Here is a 15,956-nt window from a genome sequence, read left to right on the forward strand (position 1 = left end):
ATGGGACTTGACGCCAGCAGGTTCAGGGTCATGTTGCGGGCAATTTCCTATGCGTGTTCGCCCGACACGCGCAGCCACTGATTGAAAATTTTGTGAGCCATACCGAAAGCGATACCCCCCCAGCAGAGCTTGACGCCGCCGCGGCCCTTGCCTCGGCGCGACGCGTTGTTGTCAAAATTGGATCGTCACTTCTGACCACCGATGCTGATGGTCGGCGCCCGCTGGACCTTACCGTCTTGGCGGCGGACGCCATCAAGGCCCTCGGCCCGAACGGTGACCTGTGTTTCGTCTCATCCGGTGCCGTGGCGCTTGGCCGCCAGCACCAGATCGAGGCGGGCATGACCGTTGCCGACAAACAGGCCCTCGCCGCGATTGGCCAGATCGACTTGATGGTGCAGTGGAGAGCCGCCCTGGCTGCCGTTGGCCGCAAGGCCGCGCAAATCTTGCTGACACCCGAAATCACCGAACGCCGCCGGCGGTACCTGAACGCACGGGCCAGCCTGCGCACTCTTCTTGATTGGGGTATCATCCCGATCATCAATGAGAATGACGTGGTGGCCACCACCGGCCTGCGATACGGCGATAATGACCGCCTGGCCGCCATGGCGGCTGGTCTGGTAGATGCCGATACGGTCGTCCTGCTGACCGATGTTGATGGCCTTTATACCGACAACCCCGCCAAGAACCCGGACGCCAAACACGTCTCGCTGGTCAAACCGGAATATCTGACCCGTATCGACAAGTCAGGGATGGATCCGGGATCGTCTGTGGGCACGGGCGGGATGGCCAGCAAGATCGATGCGGCGCGCCTGGCGACCTCATGGGGCCTGCGCGTCATCATCACCTCAGGCCGGACGCCCGAACCGTTCAGCGCAATTGCCAATGGCTCAGCACGGGCCACGGTGTTCGAAGCGGCACGCCCCATGGTGCCGGCCCGTCGGCGCTGGCTCGCAGGCCTGACCCCCACGGGCGGGATTGCCCATGTGGACGAGGGTGCGCTGAAAGCGCTGCGCGAAGGCAAGAGCCTTCTCGCGGTCGGCGTTTCGCGCATCGACAAGCCATTTGAAGAGGGTGACGTCGTCTCGGTCGTCGCCCCGAATGGCAAACCGGTTGGCTTTGGCCTGGCGAAAGCCAGCTCCACAGCCATTGAGAACCGGTCCGTGAAGATTGCTTTTCACCGGGACGACTTTGTACTGGAGATGGATTCACAATGACGGACGAGATCACGACCTTGGTCGGCCAGTTGGGCAAGGATGCCCGTGCCGCCGGCCGTATCCTCGCAACACTACCGGCAGACAAGCGGCGCGAAGGCATTCTGGCCCTCGCCGATGCGGTGGACGCGCGCAAGAACGACATTCTGGAAGCCAATCAGAAGGACCTCGACGCGGGCGCCCATCTGTCCGATGCCATGAAGGACAGGCTGGCTCTGGACGAGGGCCGTCTTGACGGCGCGGTCGAGGGTCTGCGCATGGTCGCCAATCTCGATGACCCCGTCGGCAGCGTCATCGCCGAATGGGATCGACCCAATGGCCTGCATATCGAGCGCGTGCGAATGCCGATGGGCGTCATCGCCGTGATCTATGAGGCCCGCCCCATGGTCACGGTCGATGCGGCATCTCTTTGCATGAAGTCCGGCAACGCGGTGATCCTGCGGCCCGGCTCCGACAGCCTGCACACATCGCGCATGCTGGGCGAGATCATGGCATCAGCCTTTGAAAGCGCGGGCCTGCCCAAAGCTGCGGCGCAGGTGGTGCCAACACCGGACCGTGCTGCAGTGGGTGAAATCCTCAAAGGCGCGGGCGGCAATATTGATGTGGTTGTCCCAAGAGGCGGCCGCTCTCTCGTCGAGCGCGTGCAGAACGAGGCCCGTGTGCCGGTGATCGGCCATCTCGAAGGCCTTTGCCACGTCTATCTCGACAAGGATGCCGACGCCGACATGGCCCGCGATATCATCGTCAACGCCAAGATGCGCCGCACCGGCGTTTGCGGCTCAGCAGAAACCGTGCTGATCGATCGGGCCGTGGCGTCCCGCCTCGTACCATTGGTCACGGAAGCCCTGAGCGCTGCGGGATGCGAAATTCGCGGCGATCAGGACAGCCAGGTGTTCGACGACCGGATCAAGGCGGCCGAAGAGGCAGACTGGACCACAGAATATCTCGGCCCCACGATTGCCATGGCGGTGGTCGACGGTGTCGAAGGCGCCATCGACCACATTGCCGTTTACGGCAGCGGTCATACTGAAAGCATTGTGACGGATAATCAGGATACGGCAGACCGTTTTCAGGCCGCCGTGGACAGCTCCATCGTCATGCACAACGCCTCCACCCAGTTCGCCGATGGTGGTGAATTCGGGATGGGCGCGGAGATCGGCATTGCCACGGGTCGTCTGGCGCCCCGCGGCCCGGTCGGCGCCGAACAGCTGTGCACGTATAAATATCTGGTTAAAGGCAATGGCCAGACCCGGCCATGACCCCTTCCCCCAAATGAAAAAAGCCGCGCCGAGAAATCCCTGGCGCGGCTTTTTTGTTCTTTGGGTCTTTTACCGGAGCGGGTCAGGCCGGTCATCATCGAACCGGGCGGTGGGTTTCTTTTCCCGGCCGCTTCCCTGCTGCCAGTCCGGCGTACCGTCAAAGCGGTGCTGTTCGGCCATTTCTTCGGCCAGCTCCTTGACCGACGCATCGCGATAATCCGACGCGTAGAGATCGTCATCGGCGGGACGATCATCGTCCTCAACCGGTTGGTCGGCGGATGAGATCAACCCGCGCAGGGTGCCGCGCGTCCGCTCCAGCTCTTCGGACAGGTGTGCCGAACGGCGACGAAGGGCGGTGACTTCCTGGCGCAGGCGCTCATCCTCTTCCTTCTTGGAGGCCTGGGCCGAAGCACGGCTCGAGCGCTGCTCAAGATCATCAGCATCCGGAAGCAGATTGCGGATCAGGTGCAGTGTTCCCATCAGGGTCGATGGCGACACAAGCCAGACACGGGCGCGTTGGCTGTCGCGCACCAGATCCGGGAAGCGGTCATGCAGGATCGTGTACGCCGCTTCAGACGGCAGGAACAGGATGCAGCTATCGGCCGTCTCATTTGGCGCGATGCAGCGATCGGCGGCCTCAAGAATGGCCCGCAGAATGGCGCGGCGGAAGCCGTCCTCTGCGCCTTTGGCCTGTGGCAGGTTGCGACGGACCGCATCGCGGGATGGCAACTCGTGGAAGGCCTCCATCGGGAAGCCCGCATCGATGGCGATTTTCTCGCGCAGGCCGTCAAAGCTGATCAGGCAGTCAGCGGTTTCACCATTCGTCAGTGTAGCCCCGAACGAATAGCTGCCTTCAGGCAAGGTGCCGCGGATCACATCCGCGAGGCGAACGGTCACGGCACTGTCCTGTGCTGCGCGGTCAAGGATCGCCCGTTCAAGGCGCCCGAAATGTTCTTTGACCTCGTCCATGTCATTGCCCATGGCGCCCAGCTTCACGCCGGTGGCCGAAAGGTCTGCACGGACCGATTTGATCTCGTCGAACACGGATTTGACCTCGGAATGGACAAGGCCCACTTCGGCAAAGCGCGTTTCAAGGATCTGCGTGATCGCACGGATACGCTGTCCCTGCCCTTCAATGGCCGAAGAGATCCGGTCCACCTGCTGGCCCAATGTCGTGACATTGCGGCCCATCTCAAGGGACTGATCAGCAATCGGCATGGAACTGGCGTGACGTTTGTCGAGGCTTTCCAGCTTGCGGTCGATCGCGGAGATCACAAGATCCAGCCTTGATGACTGCTCACTTTTCAGCATTTCGAACTGATCGGTGAATTCAGCGCGCATGCTGTCGATCCGCTGGGACTGACGCCGCTCTGCTTTTTCAATATCATCGCGGATGAACGGCGCAACGAATGGCCGGCCATAATCGTCGGTCGACAGCCCAGCCGCATAGGGGCCATGTTTTGGCAGGTCGGGTTCTGGCGATGGACGCACAAAGGTTGCGTTGTTTTCGACCTTTTCCCGACCACCAGCGAAAGAATATCGGCGCTGTTCCGGCTCTTCTTCCTCAATCTCGTCCGCAGGCTCTTCCTCATCGACGTCAATCGTGACGTCATCCTCATCGAGTTCTGCGGTTTCAAGCTCGGTTTCTTCGGAACGAAGCGGCACGACATTGGGGTGCTCGACCTCGGCCTCGTCGATTTCGACGTCACCAATGTCATCTGCGCTCACGGTCTCGAACGGTGTCTCCCCCTCATCGGACCAGTCGATCGGCGAGCTGTCCTCGTCATGGTCTACAGTATCGGCCTCGGCATCTGTGGCGTAGGGTTGAGGATCATCGAAGATGACTTCAGCAAACTCACCGTCATCGGCCGGGTAGCGTCGATTATCTGACATTTCATCGTCCCCTTCGAACTCGAACAACGGAGAAGCCTGGGTTTCAACGCCCGTGCGCTGGCGGCGATAGCGTCCGGCGATCATCAGCAGCATGATGCCGACAATGGCTGCCACCACCACAAAGAAGATCCAAAGGCCGTATTGACTGAAAAATCCATCCGACGCCTGGCCGGAAATATTGCGCAATTGCGCCTCGGCGCGCGCCATTTCCTCTTCCATCGGGATTGGCGCATCAAGCACGTTGCCGACGCTTTTCAAGATACTCTTCATACTAGCCTTCCCGGCAAACTCCCAAACCGACAAACAGTAAGTCGTCCCCTATTGGGAACAGCGTATGCCACCAGTTTGATAAAAGCGAGAGCCGTGCCAGCTTAACCTTAGCTCATGACTTGCCTCGTTTCGCCCTTCAAACCAATCGCAGTGGTACCGGGCGGATTGACCCGGCCGCAACTCGCCCTTACCTCCACCCCATGTCCATTCGTCCCATATTGACCGCCCCTGATCCGCGCCTGCGCGAAATTTCCAAACCCGTCTCCGAGGTGACGGACGAACTGCGCGCCCTGATGGATGACATGCTGGAGACCATGTATGATGCCCCCGGCATCGGTCTCGCCGCCATCCAGGTCGGTGTCCCCTTGCGGATAATCGTGATGGACCTCGCCGACAAGGACGAGCCGCCACAACCCCGCTACTTCGTGAACCCCGTCATCAGAGACCCGTCAGACGACCTGCAGCCTTATGAAGAAGGGTGCCTGTCGGTGCCGGACTTCTATGACGAAGTTGAACGTCCCGCTCGTTGCGTGGTTGATTATGTCGATTACAACGGCAATGCGCAAACGCTTGAAGCGGAAGGCCTGCTGGCGGTCTGCATTCAGCATGAAATGGACCACCTCGAGGGTGTCCTGTTCATCGACCATCTGTCGCGCCTGAAGCGTGAGCGGATCATGAAAAAACTGAAGAAAGAGCGGCTGGCCGCCGCCTACTGAGGGTTCAATGCGCCTGATTTTCATGGGGACGCCGGCCTTTGCCGTGCCCTCCCTCGCGAGCCTGGTTGCGAATGGGCATGAAGTCGCTGCGGTCTATACCCAACCCCCGCGACCAGCGGGCCGTGGCCACAAGCTCACCCCGTCGCCGGTCCATGCCTTCGCGCTTGAGCACGGGCTGGAAGTGCGGACACCAGAGAACTTCAAGGCCAGCGAAGATCGTGAAGCGTTTGCCGCCTTGGGCGCGGAAGTGGCCGTGGTTGTCGCGTATGGCCTGATCCTGCCTCGCGCCATTCTCGAAGCGCCCGAGCTTGGCTGCATCAACGTTCACGCTTCCCTTCTGCCCCGCTGGCGGGGGGCTGCGCCGATCCAACGGGCGATCATGGCGGGCGACCGCCATACGGGCGTGCAGGTCATGCAGATGGAGAAAGGGCTCGATACAGGCCCGATCCTCCTGTCCGAGACCGTGCCGATCGATCCGCATATGACCGCTGACAAGCTGACGGATCATCTTTCCCATGTGGGTGCAGAGCTGCTGCCCCGGGCGTTGGCGGCCCTCTCCCGCGGCGGTATTGTACCGCATCCGCAATCAGAAGATGGCATTACCTACGCCTCCAAGATCGATAGTGCCGAAGCGGTCGTTGACTGGACCCGACCAGCGGCTGAAGTCGACGCCCATATCCGGGGCCTGTCGCCATTTCCGGGCGCCAAGACACAGCTTCTCCGGGAGGGCAACGACCCTGTCCGCCTCAAGCTCGTCCTGTCACAAGGCGGTGATACCCCATCGTCCGCTGCACCCGGCACCATTGTCAGTGCTGGCAATGAGGGTATCGATGTGGCGGCTGGCGACGGACAGACCGTTCGGCTGCTGACCCTCCAGCGCGAGGGCAAGGCGGCGCAGCCGGCTAGCGAATTTCTGCGCGGGATGCCGATCAAACCTGGCGACCGCCTGGGCTGATCATGCCGCGCTATCGCATCGACATCGAATATGACGGGACCGGCCTCGTCGGCTGGCAGCGGCAGGACAATGGCCCCTCCGTGCAGCAGGCGATCGAGGCAGCCGGTGCGGCGCTCAGTGGCGCGGCTTCACCCGTCTATGCTGCCGGACGGACCGATGCCGGTGTCCATGCCATTGCCATGACAGCGCACATCGACCTGCAAAAGGCCTTTCCGACCGATACAGTCAGAGACGGCCTGAATGCCCATTTGCGGGATCACCGGATCACGGTTCTTGAGGCCGCTGCCGTCGACGACGACTTCCATGCACGCTTTTCCTGTACCGGGCGGCATTACCGCTATCGCCTGGTGGATCGGCGGTCGCCCCCGGCCCTCGAACAGAACCGGGTCTGGCATGTGCGACATGCCCTCGACCACGAAAAGATGCAGGCCGCCGCCAGTGCCCTACTGGGCCTGCACGACTTCACGACCTACCGATCGGCCCATTGCCAGGCCAAGAGTCCGGTAAAAACGTTGACGCAATTCGATGTGGAACGGGTCGATGGCGAGGTTGTCTGCCGACTGCACGCGCCGTCATTCCTGCATAACCAGGTGCGGTCTCTTGTTGGCACCATCGCGCAGGTGGGACTGGGGCGGCAGGGCGTGGACTGGCCGCGCCAGATGCTGGACGCCTGCGACCGGACCCTTTGCGGGCCGGTGGCCCCGGCCAGTGGGCTCTATTTCGTGAAGGCGGATTACCCCGCCTAGCGCAGGCTACGTTTCGCCGATGGCGCCTGGGACTTGGGGCCTTCACTGGCGGAAATCGGTGCCGACGTTGTCGCCGTGCCGGTTACCCCGGGTTCAACCGCCACTTCGGCCTTGCGCAGGTAGGGGATGACAGGGTGCACGCGGCGATCATAGGCAATCGTGATCTTGCTGGCGCAGGTGGCAGCGGATTCCTGCAGGAACGTCCCGCGGGCCTGAGCGGCGTCGGAAGTGTCCCCTTTTGGCAGATCGTCATGAACGGCCTGGGCGGCATCATTGGCTGCCTTCTGCAGCACAGCAGCACCGGCCCCGGGCGAGGAGCGCGACAATTCATATTCCCACACCGCCAAAGCGTCCTTGAATCCCCGACGGATATGGGACGGCACGTTCGGCGCTGACTGCAAGGCATCAAGCATCTGTGCATAAACCACAGCGCACCGTGCAGCCTCGTTCATTGCGAAGGGTGGCGGCGCGGGCAGGACCTTGGGCCCGGTCCCGGCGCCCGATGACTGCGCCAGCGCGCTGGCAGAGACCATAGCGGCAGACGATGCGATGAGAGTGGCGATGAGGCGCATGAGCGGCCTCCTTCAGCTAGCGGTAAGGGGCAACATAGCAGCGGGTCGCCCCGCTGCAAATTTCCTTTCCCTAACCCGCATCAGCCAAGGAAGAGTGAATCAGTGCCCGCCGATGTTAAACACCTTGGTCGGCAGCAGTTTCAGCCCTTCAAGGCGGCAAAGGGCGATGGGCCGGTCACCTTCCATGGCGAGAACCGGTTCGATATCGTCCGCCTGCCCGTTGCGGATCGGACCGACCTGCGCAATTGGCAGAATAGCGGCGCCGCCCGAGGACAGGCGTGCGGCCTCACTCCGACCGATGCTGACCGACGGATATTCGGTCATCGCCTGCTCAATGCCGGTCAGGTGGTCGTCATACCGGTCGACATTCCGGTCACCCGGCTCCAGCCGCGCCAGAGCATCACGCCCGGTCAGCTCTTCGAAAGTGACCGCCATATCCTCGGTGAAGGGGCCCACGGCCGTGCGGCGCAAGGCCGAGACATGGGCGCGCGTGCCCAAGGCTTCGGCCATGTCGCGGACAACGGCCCGCACATAGGTCCCCTTGCCCGTCACAGCTTCAAACACGGCCTCATCGGCACTGGTGCAGTCGACCAGCCGCAGGGAGTGGATCGTCACTTCCCGGGCCGGCGGCACAACGGCCTCGCCATCCCGGGCCAGATCATAGGCCCGTTCACCGTCAATCTTGATGGCGGAGAATGCCGGTGGCCGCTGCTCGATCGTGCCAGTAAATTCCGGCAGAATGTCCAAGATGTCAGCCTTGCTCGGGCGATGGTCCGACGTCTCCAACACATCACCTTCAAGATCGTCGGTGGTGGTCGAAGCCCCCCAGCGAGCGGTAAAGCGGTATGTCTTCAGGCCATCCTGAATGAAACTGACGGTCTTCGTCGCCTCACCGAAGGCGATCGGCAGAATGCCTGTGGCCAACGGGTCCAGGGTGCCCGCATGTCCGGCCTTCTGAGCATCAAAGAGCCATCGCAGTTTGGATACCGCTTCGGTTGATCCCATGTCGTAGGGTTTGTCGAGGACCAGCCAGCCATCGACCGCCCTGCCCTTTTTGCGCCGTGCCATCACGTCACCTTTTCACATCTTCGTTCGGGTAAGGCGGGGCGATTAGCGGCTCTGACGCCAAAGAGCCATTCCTGATTGTGCGTTCAGACCATAAAAAAGCGGCCCCGCCACGCGGAGCCGCCAAAAACAGGCCTGTCGAAGCCGATCAGCTGCGGTCAGCTTCGACGTCGTAACCGTAGTTGCGAAGCAGACGGTTCAGGTCGGAAGCGCTTTCGCGCTCATCCATGGCCGACAGGATACCGCGATTGAACAGACCCGGCATGGTGAACCATTCACCGCCGTCTTTCCACCGCAGAACAAGCGCTGGCACATCGCCGCCCGTGCGGTAGCCAACTTCAAAATCATCCCGCTCAAAGCCTGGGAACAGGCGGATCGTTTCGGATGTGTTGTCCAGTTCGGTGCCCGTTTCAGCAACGGTCAGGCTGTGCGACGTGTCGGTTTCAGCGTCAGCTGACAGCTCACTGACTTCTACCAATTCGGGGGCAGTCCCCTCAACGGCAGCGTCTGCGGCCAGATCGGCGGTATCTGCTGTCGTTTCTGCAGCAGCGTCGCGCTGTTTCCTCCGGAAGAACATGGTCAATAGCCCCTTTGATACACTATCCCAACTCTCTCTGGCGGAGCGGGTTTTGTCAAAGGAATTGTTAACCTGTAGACAGGTTCCCTAAAGATCGCGTTTTACGTCGTCGCGATTCAGCAGCTTGTCGATCTTCGCGGCCTCGTCAAATCGGTCGTCAGCCCTGAACACCAGCTGCGGCGTGTATTTCATGGTCAACTTTGCCCCCATGGCCGCGCGAATGCGGCCCGATGCGACGTTCAGCTTTTTCGCCGCTTCCTGGACATTGTCGGACCCCAGGACGGAGATAAAGACCGTCGCATTGCGCAGGTCGGGGGACGCCTTCACTTCGCTGATCGTGATCGGCTCCCTGGGCATGTCCGGGTCATGCACTTCACCGCGTTGGAAAATTTCTGCGAGGACGTGCCGCATCAGCTCGCCCGCGCGCAACTGGCGCTGGGAGGGTCCTGCGGTCGTGGAAAATCGTTTAGCCATTCGCGCTAGGTAGGTGAGCGGCGGTCAGACATCAATGGCTCGGCAGCGCTTGGTAACCGTCCGCGATCAGCTGCGGTGGATGCCGCACTCTGTCTTTGACTGTCCCCGCCATCGGCCGGCACGCACATCATCGCCAGGTGCCACCGGATGGGTACAAGGCCAGCACCCGATGGAAGGAAAACCCTGCTCGACCAGCGGATGCGGCGGCAGGTCATGGGCCTTGAAATAGGTATCCACATCCTCGGGCTTCCAGCTGACGATCGGATTGACCTTGAAATGGGTACCCTTGAATTCGAAAACCGGCAGATGCACGCGTGCCCCGCCGTGGAACTGCTTGCGGCCAGTGATCCAGGCTGAATAGCCATCAAGCGCTTTGTTCAGGGGACGGACTTTTCGCAACGTGCAGCATGCATCGGTATCGGACTGCCACAACGAGCCATCGGGATCGATCTCCGCCGCTTCATCGGTGGCAGGCTTGAGATCGATGACATTCGTCAGGCCCAGCTGCCGCGCCAGCTTGCGCCGATAGATGGGTGTCTGGGCGAAATGCTTGCCCGTGTCGATAAAGAGAACCGGCGTGTCCGGTGCCACTTGCGCCACGAGATGCAGGAGCACGGCGGATTCCGCACCGAAGGAGGAGACGAGTGTAATCTCATCCACGAACTCTTCATTGATTGCGACGTCCAGAATTTCGCTGGGCGTCGCATTGGCGTATTTCGCCGCGAGCGATCGGGCCCGAGCCTCACGGATATCAACGCTGTTTTCGGCAGAAGCAGACAGTGTCATTTTCGCGCCTCCCAAACCGGGCCGCCGATAATGGCGCGCTGGTAAAACGCCGGATAGACGCGAATGCTCTGCAACAGACCGTCCACGTCATAATCCTTGTCCAGCTCGAAGCTGGTGAAGCCGCAGCGCAGGGCAAAGAGCACCTGGTCCCGAAAGAGCGTGCCGCGTGCGCAGATATCGCCGGTGAAACCCTGACGCCGAAGAATGCGCGCCTGAGTAAAGGCGCGACCATCCCGCAATTTCGGGAACACCAGCGCCACGGCATCGACACCCTCCAACGCCACGGGATGGGCCGCCAGATCGGCATCATTATCGATCAACAGCGCATCTGTCAGAGGAGCGCCGCCCTCAACAAGCTGATCGTTTTTCCACTCAAGCCGCTTCATAAAGCGCCTCCTTGAACGGTGCAGCGCCAAGGCGCCGGTAAGTATCAATAAACGCCTCGGCCTCGCCGGTCCGCAGGCTCAGATAAGTCTCCACCAGACGCTCGACAGCATCGACAACAGCCTCAGTCGACAAGCCGCGGCCCACCACCTCACCAATCGACGATTGGGAATCCGCGGCACCGCCCAGCGTTACCTGATAATATTCCTCACCCTTCTTGTCGACGCCAAGAATACCGATGTGACCCACATGGTGGTGGCCACAGGCATTGATACAACCTGAAATCTTGATGTTCAGCCTGCCGATCAATTCCTCACGCCCCCGGTCAGCAAACCGTTCCTGTATCCGGTTGGCAACGGGGATTGAGCGAGTATTGGCCAGATTACAGTAGTCGAGGCCGGGGCAGGCAATGATGTCCGAGATCAGACCGGCATTGGACGTGCCAAGGCCAATCGCATCCAGCGCTTGCCACAGGGTATAAAGATCACTCTTTGCGACGGACGGCAGGACGAAATTCTGCTCATGGGTCGTGCGCAGCTCACCGCCGGACAGACGATCAGCAATATCCGCCAACCCATCCATCTGCACATCCGTAATGTCGCCGGGCGGCAAGCCGGTCGGTTTCAGTGAGATTGTCGTGATCGCGTAGCCTTCGACCTTATGCGGATGAACATTGTGACGAACCCATGCTGCAAAGTGAGGGTCGGCGGCCTTTTCCGCCGCCAACACAGCATCCCCTTCAGGATCAGGCGTCAGCTCACGCGGCTCAAAATAGGCGGCAATGCGCGCGCGCTCGGCCTCCGGCAAGTCCACGCTGCCCCCCTGCCCGATCGCACGGAACGTCTCCCACTCCTCTTCGACAGCGGCCCGGAATTTATCGACCCCCATCTCGTTGACGAGGATCTTGATGCGCGCCTTGTACATATTATCGCGACGTCCGTGCACGTTATACACGCGCAGGATCGCCTCGAGATAGGAAAGGAGTTGCGATTTGGGCAGGAAGTCGCGGATGACTTCACCAATATAAGGCGTCCGCCCCAAACCACCGCCGACCAGCACGCGGAAGCCAACGTCACCCGCATCGTTCCGTGTCAGCAGAAGACCAATATCGTGCACCTGTACGGCCGCACGATCTTCTTCACTGGCGCTGATTGCGATCTTGAACTTGCGCGGCAAGAAAGAGAATTCCGGATGGAACGTCGACCACTGACGAATGATTTCAGCCCAGACGCGCGGATCTTCGATTTCGTCTGCTGCAACACCAGCGAAGGGGTCACTGGTCACATTGCGGATGCAGTTCCCCGATGTCTGGATGGCATGCATCTCGACATCGGCCAGGCGTTGCAGAATATCCGGCACATCAACCAGCTTCATCCAGTTGAACTGCATGTTCTGGCGTGTCGTCACATGGCCATAGCCCTTGTCGAAATCCCGCGCGATCGACCCGAGCACACGCAACTGATCCGATGACAGGGTGCCGTACGGAATGGCAACGCGCAGCATGTATGCATGCAGTTGCAGATAGAGGCCATTCATCAGGCGCAGCGGCTTGAACTCATCTTCGGTCAGCGCACCGGACAGGCGGCGTTCGACCTGATCGCGAAAATCATCGACCCGCGCCTGCACCAGCGCTTTGTCGTAGGCGTCATATTGATACATTATGCTTGTCCTCGGGCCTGACGGCCAAACTGGGGATGGATCGTCGGTCCCCGATCCCGGATTTCTTCACGCAGGCGTCCACGGCCATCAGGCTGAACGCCCGTTTCGGCCTCATCGACATCCATCAGGTAAGGGCCCACCACATGACCCTCATCGGTCAGGGCCCAGTCCAAGAGGGCGAGTGCATCCTCTCCCTCGACAATGGTCGCGGCGCCGAGATCCTCTGTCCACTGCTGGTCATCGGTCTGATAGACGACGACGCCGTCAACCAGACGGTTGGCGGTGACGATCTTCAGGCCTTCATTGCGGCCCTTTTTGACGCCGCCCACGCTGATCTTCGCCGGCTTTTCTGCCGGCGTATCTGGTTTTTTTACCGTGGCGCTCATGCCGCTTCTGCCTCTTGTAGAAATTCAGTCAGTCCGTGTCCGGACGCCTTGGCCGCGACCTCGCCAATGATGAGGACCGCAGGACCGACGATGGCGGCGCGGACAATGTCTACGGACAGATCACGAAGCGTGGTGCGCAGGATTTTCTGATCGGCCGTGGTCCCCTTTTCAACGACCGCCACCGGCGTCCTTGTATCAAGCCCACCATCCATCAGGCTGGCGGCCACCTCACCGGCGCGGCCAACACCCATATAGACCACGACGGTGTGCTTCAGCCGGGCCAGGGCGGCCCAGTCCAGATCCGGCGCACCGCCACCACCTGCGCTCGCCGTCACATAGGACACGGCCTGGGACATGCCGCGATGGGTCAGGGGCGTCGATGCCGCCGCCGCGCACCCGGCTGCTGCGGTAATGCCCGGCACCACCACGGCGTCAAGGCCCGCAGCGCGCACCTGCTCAAGCTCTTCGCCGCCGCGGCCAAAAATGAATGGGTCGCCGCCCTTCAGGCGCACGACACGTTTGCCCGCGCGAGCAAGGTCAATCATCAGCGCACCGATATCTTCCTGCGGCATGGAGTGGTCGGCCTTGCGCTTGCCCACATAACGCCGTTCCGCATCCCGTCGGATGAGGTCGAGAATGTCGGTCGAGACAAGATTGTCGTAGAGAACAATGTCCGCTTCCTGCAGCACGCGCAGCGCCTTTAGGGTCAGAAGCTCAGGGTCACCCGGACCGGCGCCCACAATATGGATACTGCCAATGGCCGCGCCACCGGCCGCGACCGCGTGGTCAAAACCCTGCGCAGCCCCAGTCATGTCGCCATCATAGACCGCTTCGGCCACCGGGCCTTCGAACAGGCGCTCCCAGAACCGGCGACGTTCACCGGGTGCCACGTTCGCGGCGACCACATCGCGCCGAACACGCGCAAATTCCACAAGCTCACCCAGTCGGGCCGGCAACAGGGACTCGATCCGCTCACGCAGCCGGCGACCCAGAACAGGCGCGGCACCGCCCGTCGAAATGCCGATTGCCACGTCACCGCGATCAACGATCGAGGGAATCACCACATCACACAGTTCCGGCTGGTCAACGACGTTGACGGGCACGCCGTGCAGTTTTGCTAAACGGGCAGCTTCACCATCAATATCAGGGTCGTCCGTGGCCGCCACGAGGAGAGCCGGACGGACCGCAAAATCCTCATCCCGCAGATGCCGTGGGATGACCTCGACGCCGCTGAAGTCATCTATTTCCGAGGACCATTGCACATCCGAAAAGACCTTGATCTGCGGGGAGGCCTTCAACAACAGTCGCAGCTTGCGGACCGCGAGCTCGCCGCCGCCGACGACAAAGACCGGTCGGTCCTTCAGGTCAAAAAAGGCTGGAAAGTACCGCATCGCGCTTGCTTTCAGAATTTCTAAGGCTTATTTCTGTCACCGCAAGATGGAGATGCGATCGTCATCTGGCAACAGAAAGCTTCTCTATCATTGCGATAGAAAACCTAATGCGCCGAAGTAAGGAAGGCCCATGCGGAGACTGCCCCCCCTGAACGCCTTGCGCGCCTTTGAATCGGCGGCGCGGCACCTGTCCTTCACGAAGGCGGCCGACGAATTGTCGGTCACGCCAGGCGCGATCAGTCAGCAGGTCAAGCTGCTGGAAGAAACCGTGGGCGTACCGTTATTCAGACGCGATCCGAAGGGGCTGTCACTGACCGATGCGGGCATCTCCTCCCTGCCCTCGCTGCGGGACGGTTTTGACAGGCTGGCAGCGGCAGCGCGCCTGATGACCATGGAGCGGGGATCAGGGCGTCTTGCGCTTTCGGTCGCGCCCTCCTTTGCATCCAAATGGCTGGTGCCGCGCCTTGACGCGTTTCAGGAGCTGCACCCCGATATTGACGTCTACGTCCATGCCGACATGGAGGTCGTGGATTTCTCGGTCGATGATGTGGACCTGGCCATTCGCTATGGCCGCGGCAATTATGACGGCCTGACCAATACGCTCCTGATGCGTGAGCGGATCGTGCCTGTCTGCGCGCCATCTCTCCTGACCGGCGACAAGCCGCTGCGGCAGGTCGACGATCTGGCAAGTCACACACTGCTGCACGACGATGGCAATGATCACGAGATCGCAACCTGGTCCATGTGGCTGCGCGCGGCCGGCAGCGAAGTGAACGGCACGCGGGGACCGCGTTTCAATCAGTCTTCACTGGTCATTGAAGCGGCCGTTGCAGGCCGGGGCGTCGCCCTGGCCAAATACGCGCTGGCTGTGGCCGATCTTGAAGCGGCGCGGCTGGTCATCCCCTTTAATCTGACAACGCCAACGGACTTCTCCTATTGGCTGGTCCACCCGGAAGCGAAGGCAGCCCTGCCGGAAGTCAAAGCGTTTATCGCCTGGCTGAAGGCAGAAGCATCAGCCCACGAAACCAATTCACCACCGGTACTCGTCGACGCCTAAGGCGCGGCGTCACCAGACAGGGTCACCACGGTTCCGTCCGCCCAACGCGCATCTCCGCCATACAGGGCGACCGTTGAGAGGGACATCTTGGCGGAGCCATCCACCGGTTTCCGACTATAGACGATATACATCAGCGTCTCATTATCCGGGTCATAGACCCGGCGCACGGCGATCGATTTGAAGACCAGGCTCTGCCGCTGGGTGAAAACCGTCTCGCCGTTCTTGTCGCGATCGATGTCACCGATCACGATAGGGCCGGTCTGTCGACAGGCGATGGAGCTGTTGGAAGGGTCCTCGAACCAGTTGCCCTTGATCGCCCGGTCCCAGACACCGCGATCGAAATAGGTCAGATGGCAGGTCACGCCGGTGACCTTAGGGTCGCTCAACGCTTCGACCTTGATCTCATTGCCATAGAGATCGTTCTTGAATTCGCCGACTTCCTTTGTGTCCTTGCGACCACAGCCGGCAAGAAGGACAAGGGCGGAAAGGGCGATACAGGCGGCAGGCTTGTTCATCATGACCAATAGATAGGGCGCCCGCAGGCGCCCTACTACT

The 15,956-nt window shown here is 61.1% G+C and carries 17 protein-coding genes; 6 read left to right on the plus strand and 11 right to left on the minus strand.

Annotation, left to right across the window (positions count from 1 at the left end; translation table 11 throughout):
- The first annotated feature begins 92 nt into the window (after positions 1-92).
- Positions 93-1,214: a glutamate 5-kinase gene (proB, locus tag RUI03_RS13305; RefSeq protein ID WP_317287951.1), complete on the plus strand. Its 1,122-nt coding sequence runs from the start codon at positions 93-95 to the stop codon at positions 1,212-1,214.
- The gene (locus RUI03_RS13310; protein ID WP_317287952.1) at positions 1,211-2,470 is read left to right on the plus strand and encodes a glutamate-5-semialdehyde dehydrogenase; all 1,260 of its coding nucleotides are present in this window, start codon (positions 1,211-1,213) and stop codon (positions 2,468-2,470) included. The genes proB and RUI03_RS13310 overlap by 4 nt, the downstream gene beginning before the upstream one ends.
- A gap of 69 nt (positions 2,471-2,539) precedes the next feature.
- Here RUI03_RS13310 and rmuC read toward each other — a convergent pair whose 3' ends face one another.
- Positions 2,540-4,633 carry a DNA recombination protein RmuC gene (gene rmuC, locus RUI03_RS13315; protein WP_317287953.1) on the minus strand — a complete coding sequence of 698 codons (2,094 nt, stop codon included), beginning with the start codon at positions 4,631-4,633 and terminating at the stop codon, positions 2,540-2,542.
- Positions 4,634-4,833: 200 nt separating this feature from the next.
- Here rmuC and def point away from each other — a divergent pair, with 200 nt between their 5' ends.
- The 3 genes from def to truA are packed head-to-tail and all read left to right on the plus strand — an operon-like array spanning position 4,834 to position 7,050.
- Complete coding sequence (def, locus tag RUI03_RS13320) at positions 4,834-5,349, plus strand: peptide deformylase (protein WP_317287954.1); 516 nt, start codon at positions 4,834-4,836, stop codon at positions 5,347-5,349.
- Between the two features lie 7 nt (positions 5,350-5,356).
- On the plus strand, positions 5,357-6,304 hold the full coding sequence (fmt, locus tag RUI03_RS13325) for a methionyl-tRNA formyltransferase (protein ID WP_317287955.1): 948 nt from the start codon (positions 5,357-5,359) through the stop codon (positions 6,302-6,304).
- Positions 6,305-6,306: 2 nt separating this feature from the next.
- Positions 6,307-7,050 carry a tRNA pseudouridine(38-40) synthase TruA gene (gene truA / locus RUI03_RS13330; protein ID WP_317287956.1) on the plus strand — a complete coding sequence of 248 codons (744 nt, stop codon included), beginning with the start codon at positions 6,307-6,309 and terminating at the stop codon, positions 7,048-7,050.
- Here truA and RUI03_RS13335 read toward each other — a convergent pair.
- From RUI03_RS13335 to cysG, 9 genes are all read right to left on the minus strand, one after another.
- Positions 7,047-7,622, minus strand: coding sequence for a hypothetical protein (locus RUI03_RS13335; RefSeq protein WP_317287957.1), 576 nt, complete (start codon positions 7,620-7,622; stop codon positions 7,047-7,049). The two genes, truA and RUI03_RS13335, sit on opposite strands and share 4 nt — an antisense overlap.
- Positions 7,623-7,721: 99 nt before the next feature.
- On the minus strand, positions 7,722-8,690 hold the full coding sequence (gene truB, locus RUI03_RS13340; protein ID WP_317287958.1) for a tRNA pseudouridine(55) synthase TruB: 969 nt from the start codon (positions 8,688-8,690) through the stop codon (positions 7,722-7,724).
- A gap of 145 nt (positions 8,691-8,835) precedes the next feature.
- Complete coding sequence (locus RUI03_RS13345; protein WP_317287959.1) at positions 8,836-9,264, minus strand: hypothetical protein; 429 nt, start codon at positions 9,262-9,264, stop codon at positions 8,836-8,838.
- 87 nt (positions 9,265-9,351) lie between these two features.
- Positions 9,352-9,738 carry a 30S ribosome-binding factor RbfA gene (gene rbfA, locus RUI03_RS13350; protein WP_317287960.1) on the minus strand — a complete coding sequence of 129 codons (387 nt, stop codon included), beginning with the start codon at positions 9,736-9,738 and terminating at the stop codon, positions 9,352-9,354.
- Between the two features lie 66 nt (positions 9,739-9,804).
- Complete coding sequence (locus RUI03_RS13355; protein ID WP_317287961.1) at positions 9,805-10,524, minus strand: phosphoadenylyl-sulfate reductase; 720 nt, start codon at positions 10,522-10,524, stop codon at positions 9,805-9,807.
- The gene (locus tag RUI03_RS13360; RefSeq protein WP_317287962.1) at positions 10,521-10,910 is read right to left on the minus strand and encodes a DUF934 domain-containing protein; all 390 of its coding nucleotides are present in this window, start codon (positions 10,908-10,910) and stop codon (positions 10,521-10,523) included. Before RUI03_RS13360 ends, RUI03_RS13355 begins: the two co-directional genes overlap by 4 nt.
- Positions 10,897-12,567, minus strand: a complete 1,671-nt coding sequence (locus RUI03_RS13365) for a nitrite/sulfite reductase (RefSeq protein WP_317287963.1) — start codon at positions 12,565-12,567, stop codon at positions 10,897-10,899. Before RUI03_RS13365 ends, RUI03_RS13360 begins: the two co-directional genes overlap by 14 nt.
- Positions 12,567-12,953 carry a DUF2849 domain-containing protein gene (locus RUI03_RS13370; protein ID WP_317287964.1) on the minus strand — a complete coding sequence of 129 codons (387 nt, stop codon included), beginning with the start codon at positions 12,951-12,953 and terminating at the stop codon, positions 12,567-12,569. The genes RUI03_RS13365 and RUI03_RS13370 overlap by 1 nt, the downstream gene beginning before the upstream one ends.
- The gene (gene cysG, locus RUI03_RS13375) at positions 12,950-14,344 is read right to left on the minus strand and encodes a siroheme synthase CysG (protein WP_317287965.1); all 1,395 of its coding nucleotides are present in this window, start codon (positions 14,342-14,344) and stop codon (positions 12,950-12,952) included. The genes RUI03_RS13370 and cysG overlap by 4 nt, the downstream gene beginning before the upstream one ends.
- A 130-nt stretch (positions 14,345-14,474) precedes the next feature.
- Between cysG and gcvA the strand changes: the two genes are divergently transcribed.
- A complete protein-coding gene (gene gcvA / locus RUI03_RS13380) occupies positions 14,475-15,401 on the plus strand; it encodes a transcriptional regulator GcvA (RefSeq protein ID WP_317287966.1) in 927 nt (308 codons plus the stop codon).
- Here gcvA and RUI03_RS13385 read toward each other — a convergent pair.
- Positions 15,398-15,919, minus strand: a complete 522-nt coding sequence (locus tag RUI03_RS13385; protein ID WP_317287967.1) for a CreA family protein — start codon at positions 15,917-15,919, stop codon at positions 15,398-15,400. The genes gcvA and RUI03_RS13385 overlap by 4 nt on opposite strands.
- Between the last annotated feature and the right edge of the window lie 37 nt (positions 15,920-15,956).

The sequence above is a fragment of the Parvularcula sp. LCG005 genome (assembly GCF_032930845.1).
GTDB lineage: Bacteria > Pseudomonadota > Alphaproteobacteria > Caulobacterales > Parvularculaceae > Parvularcula.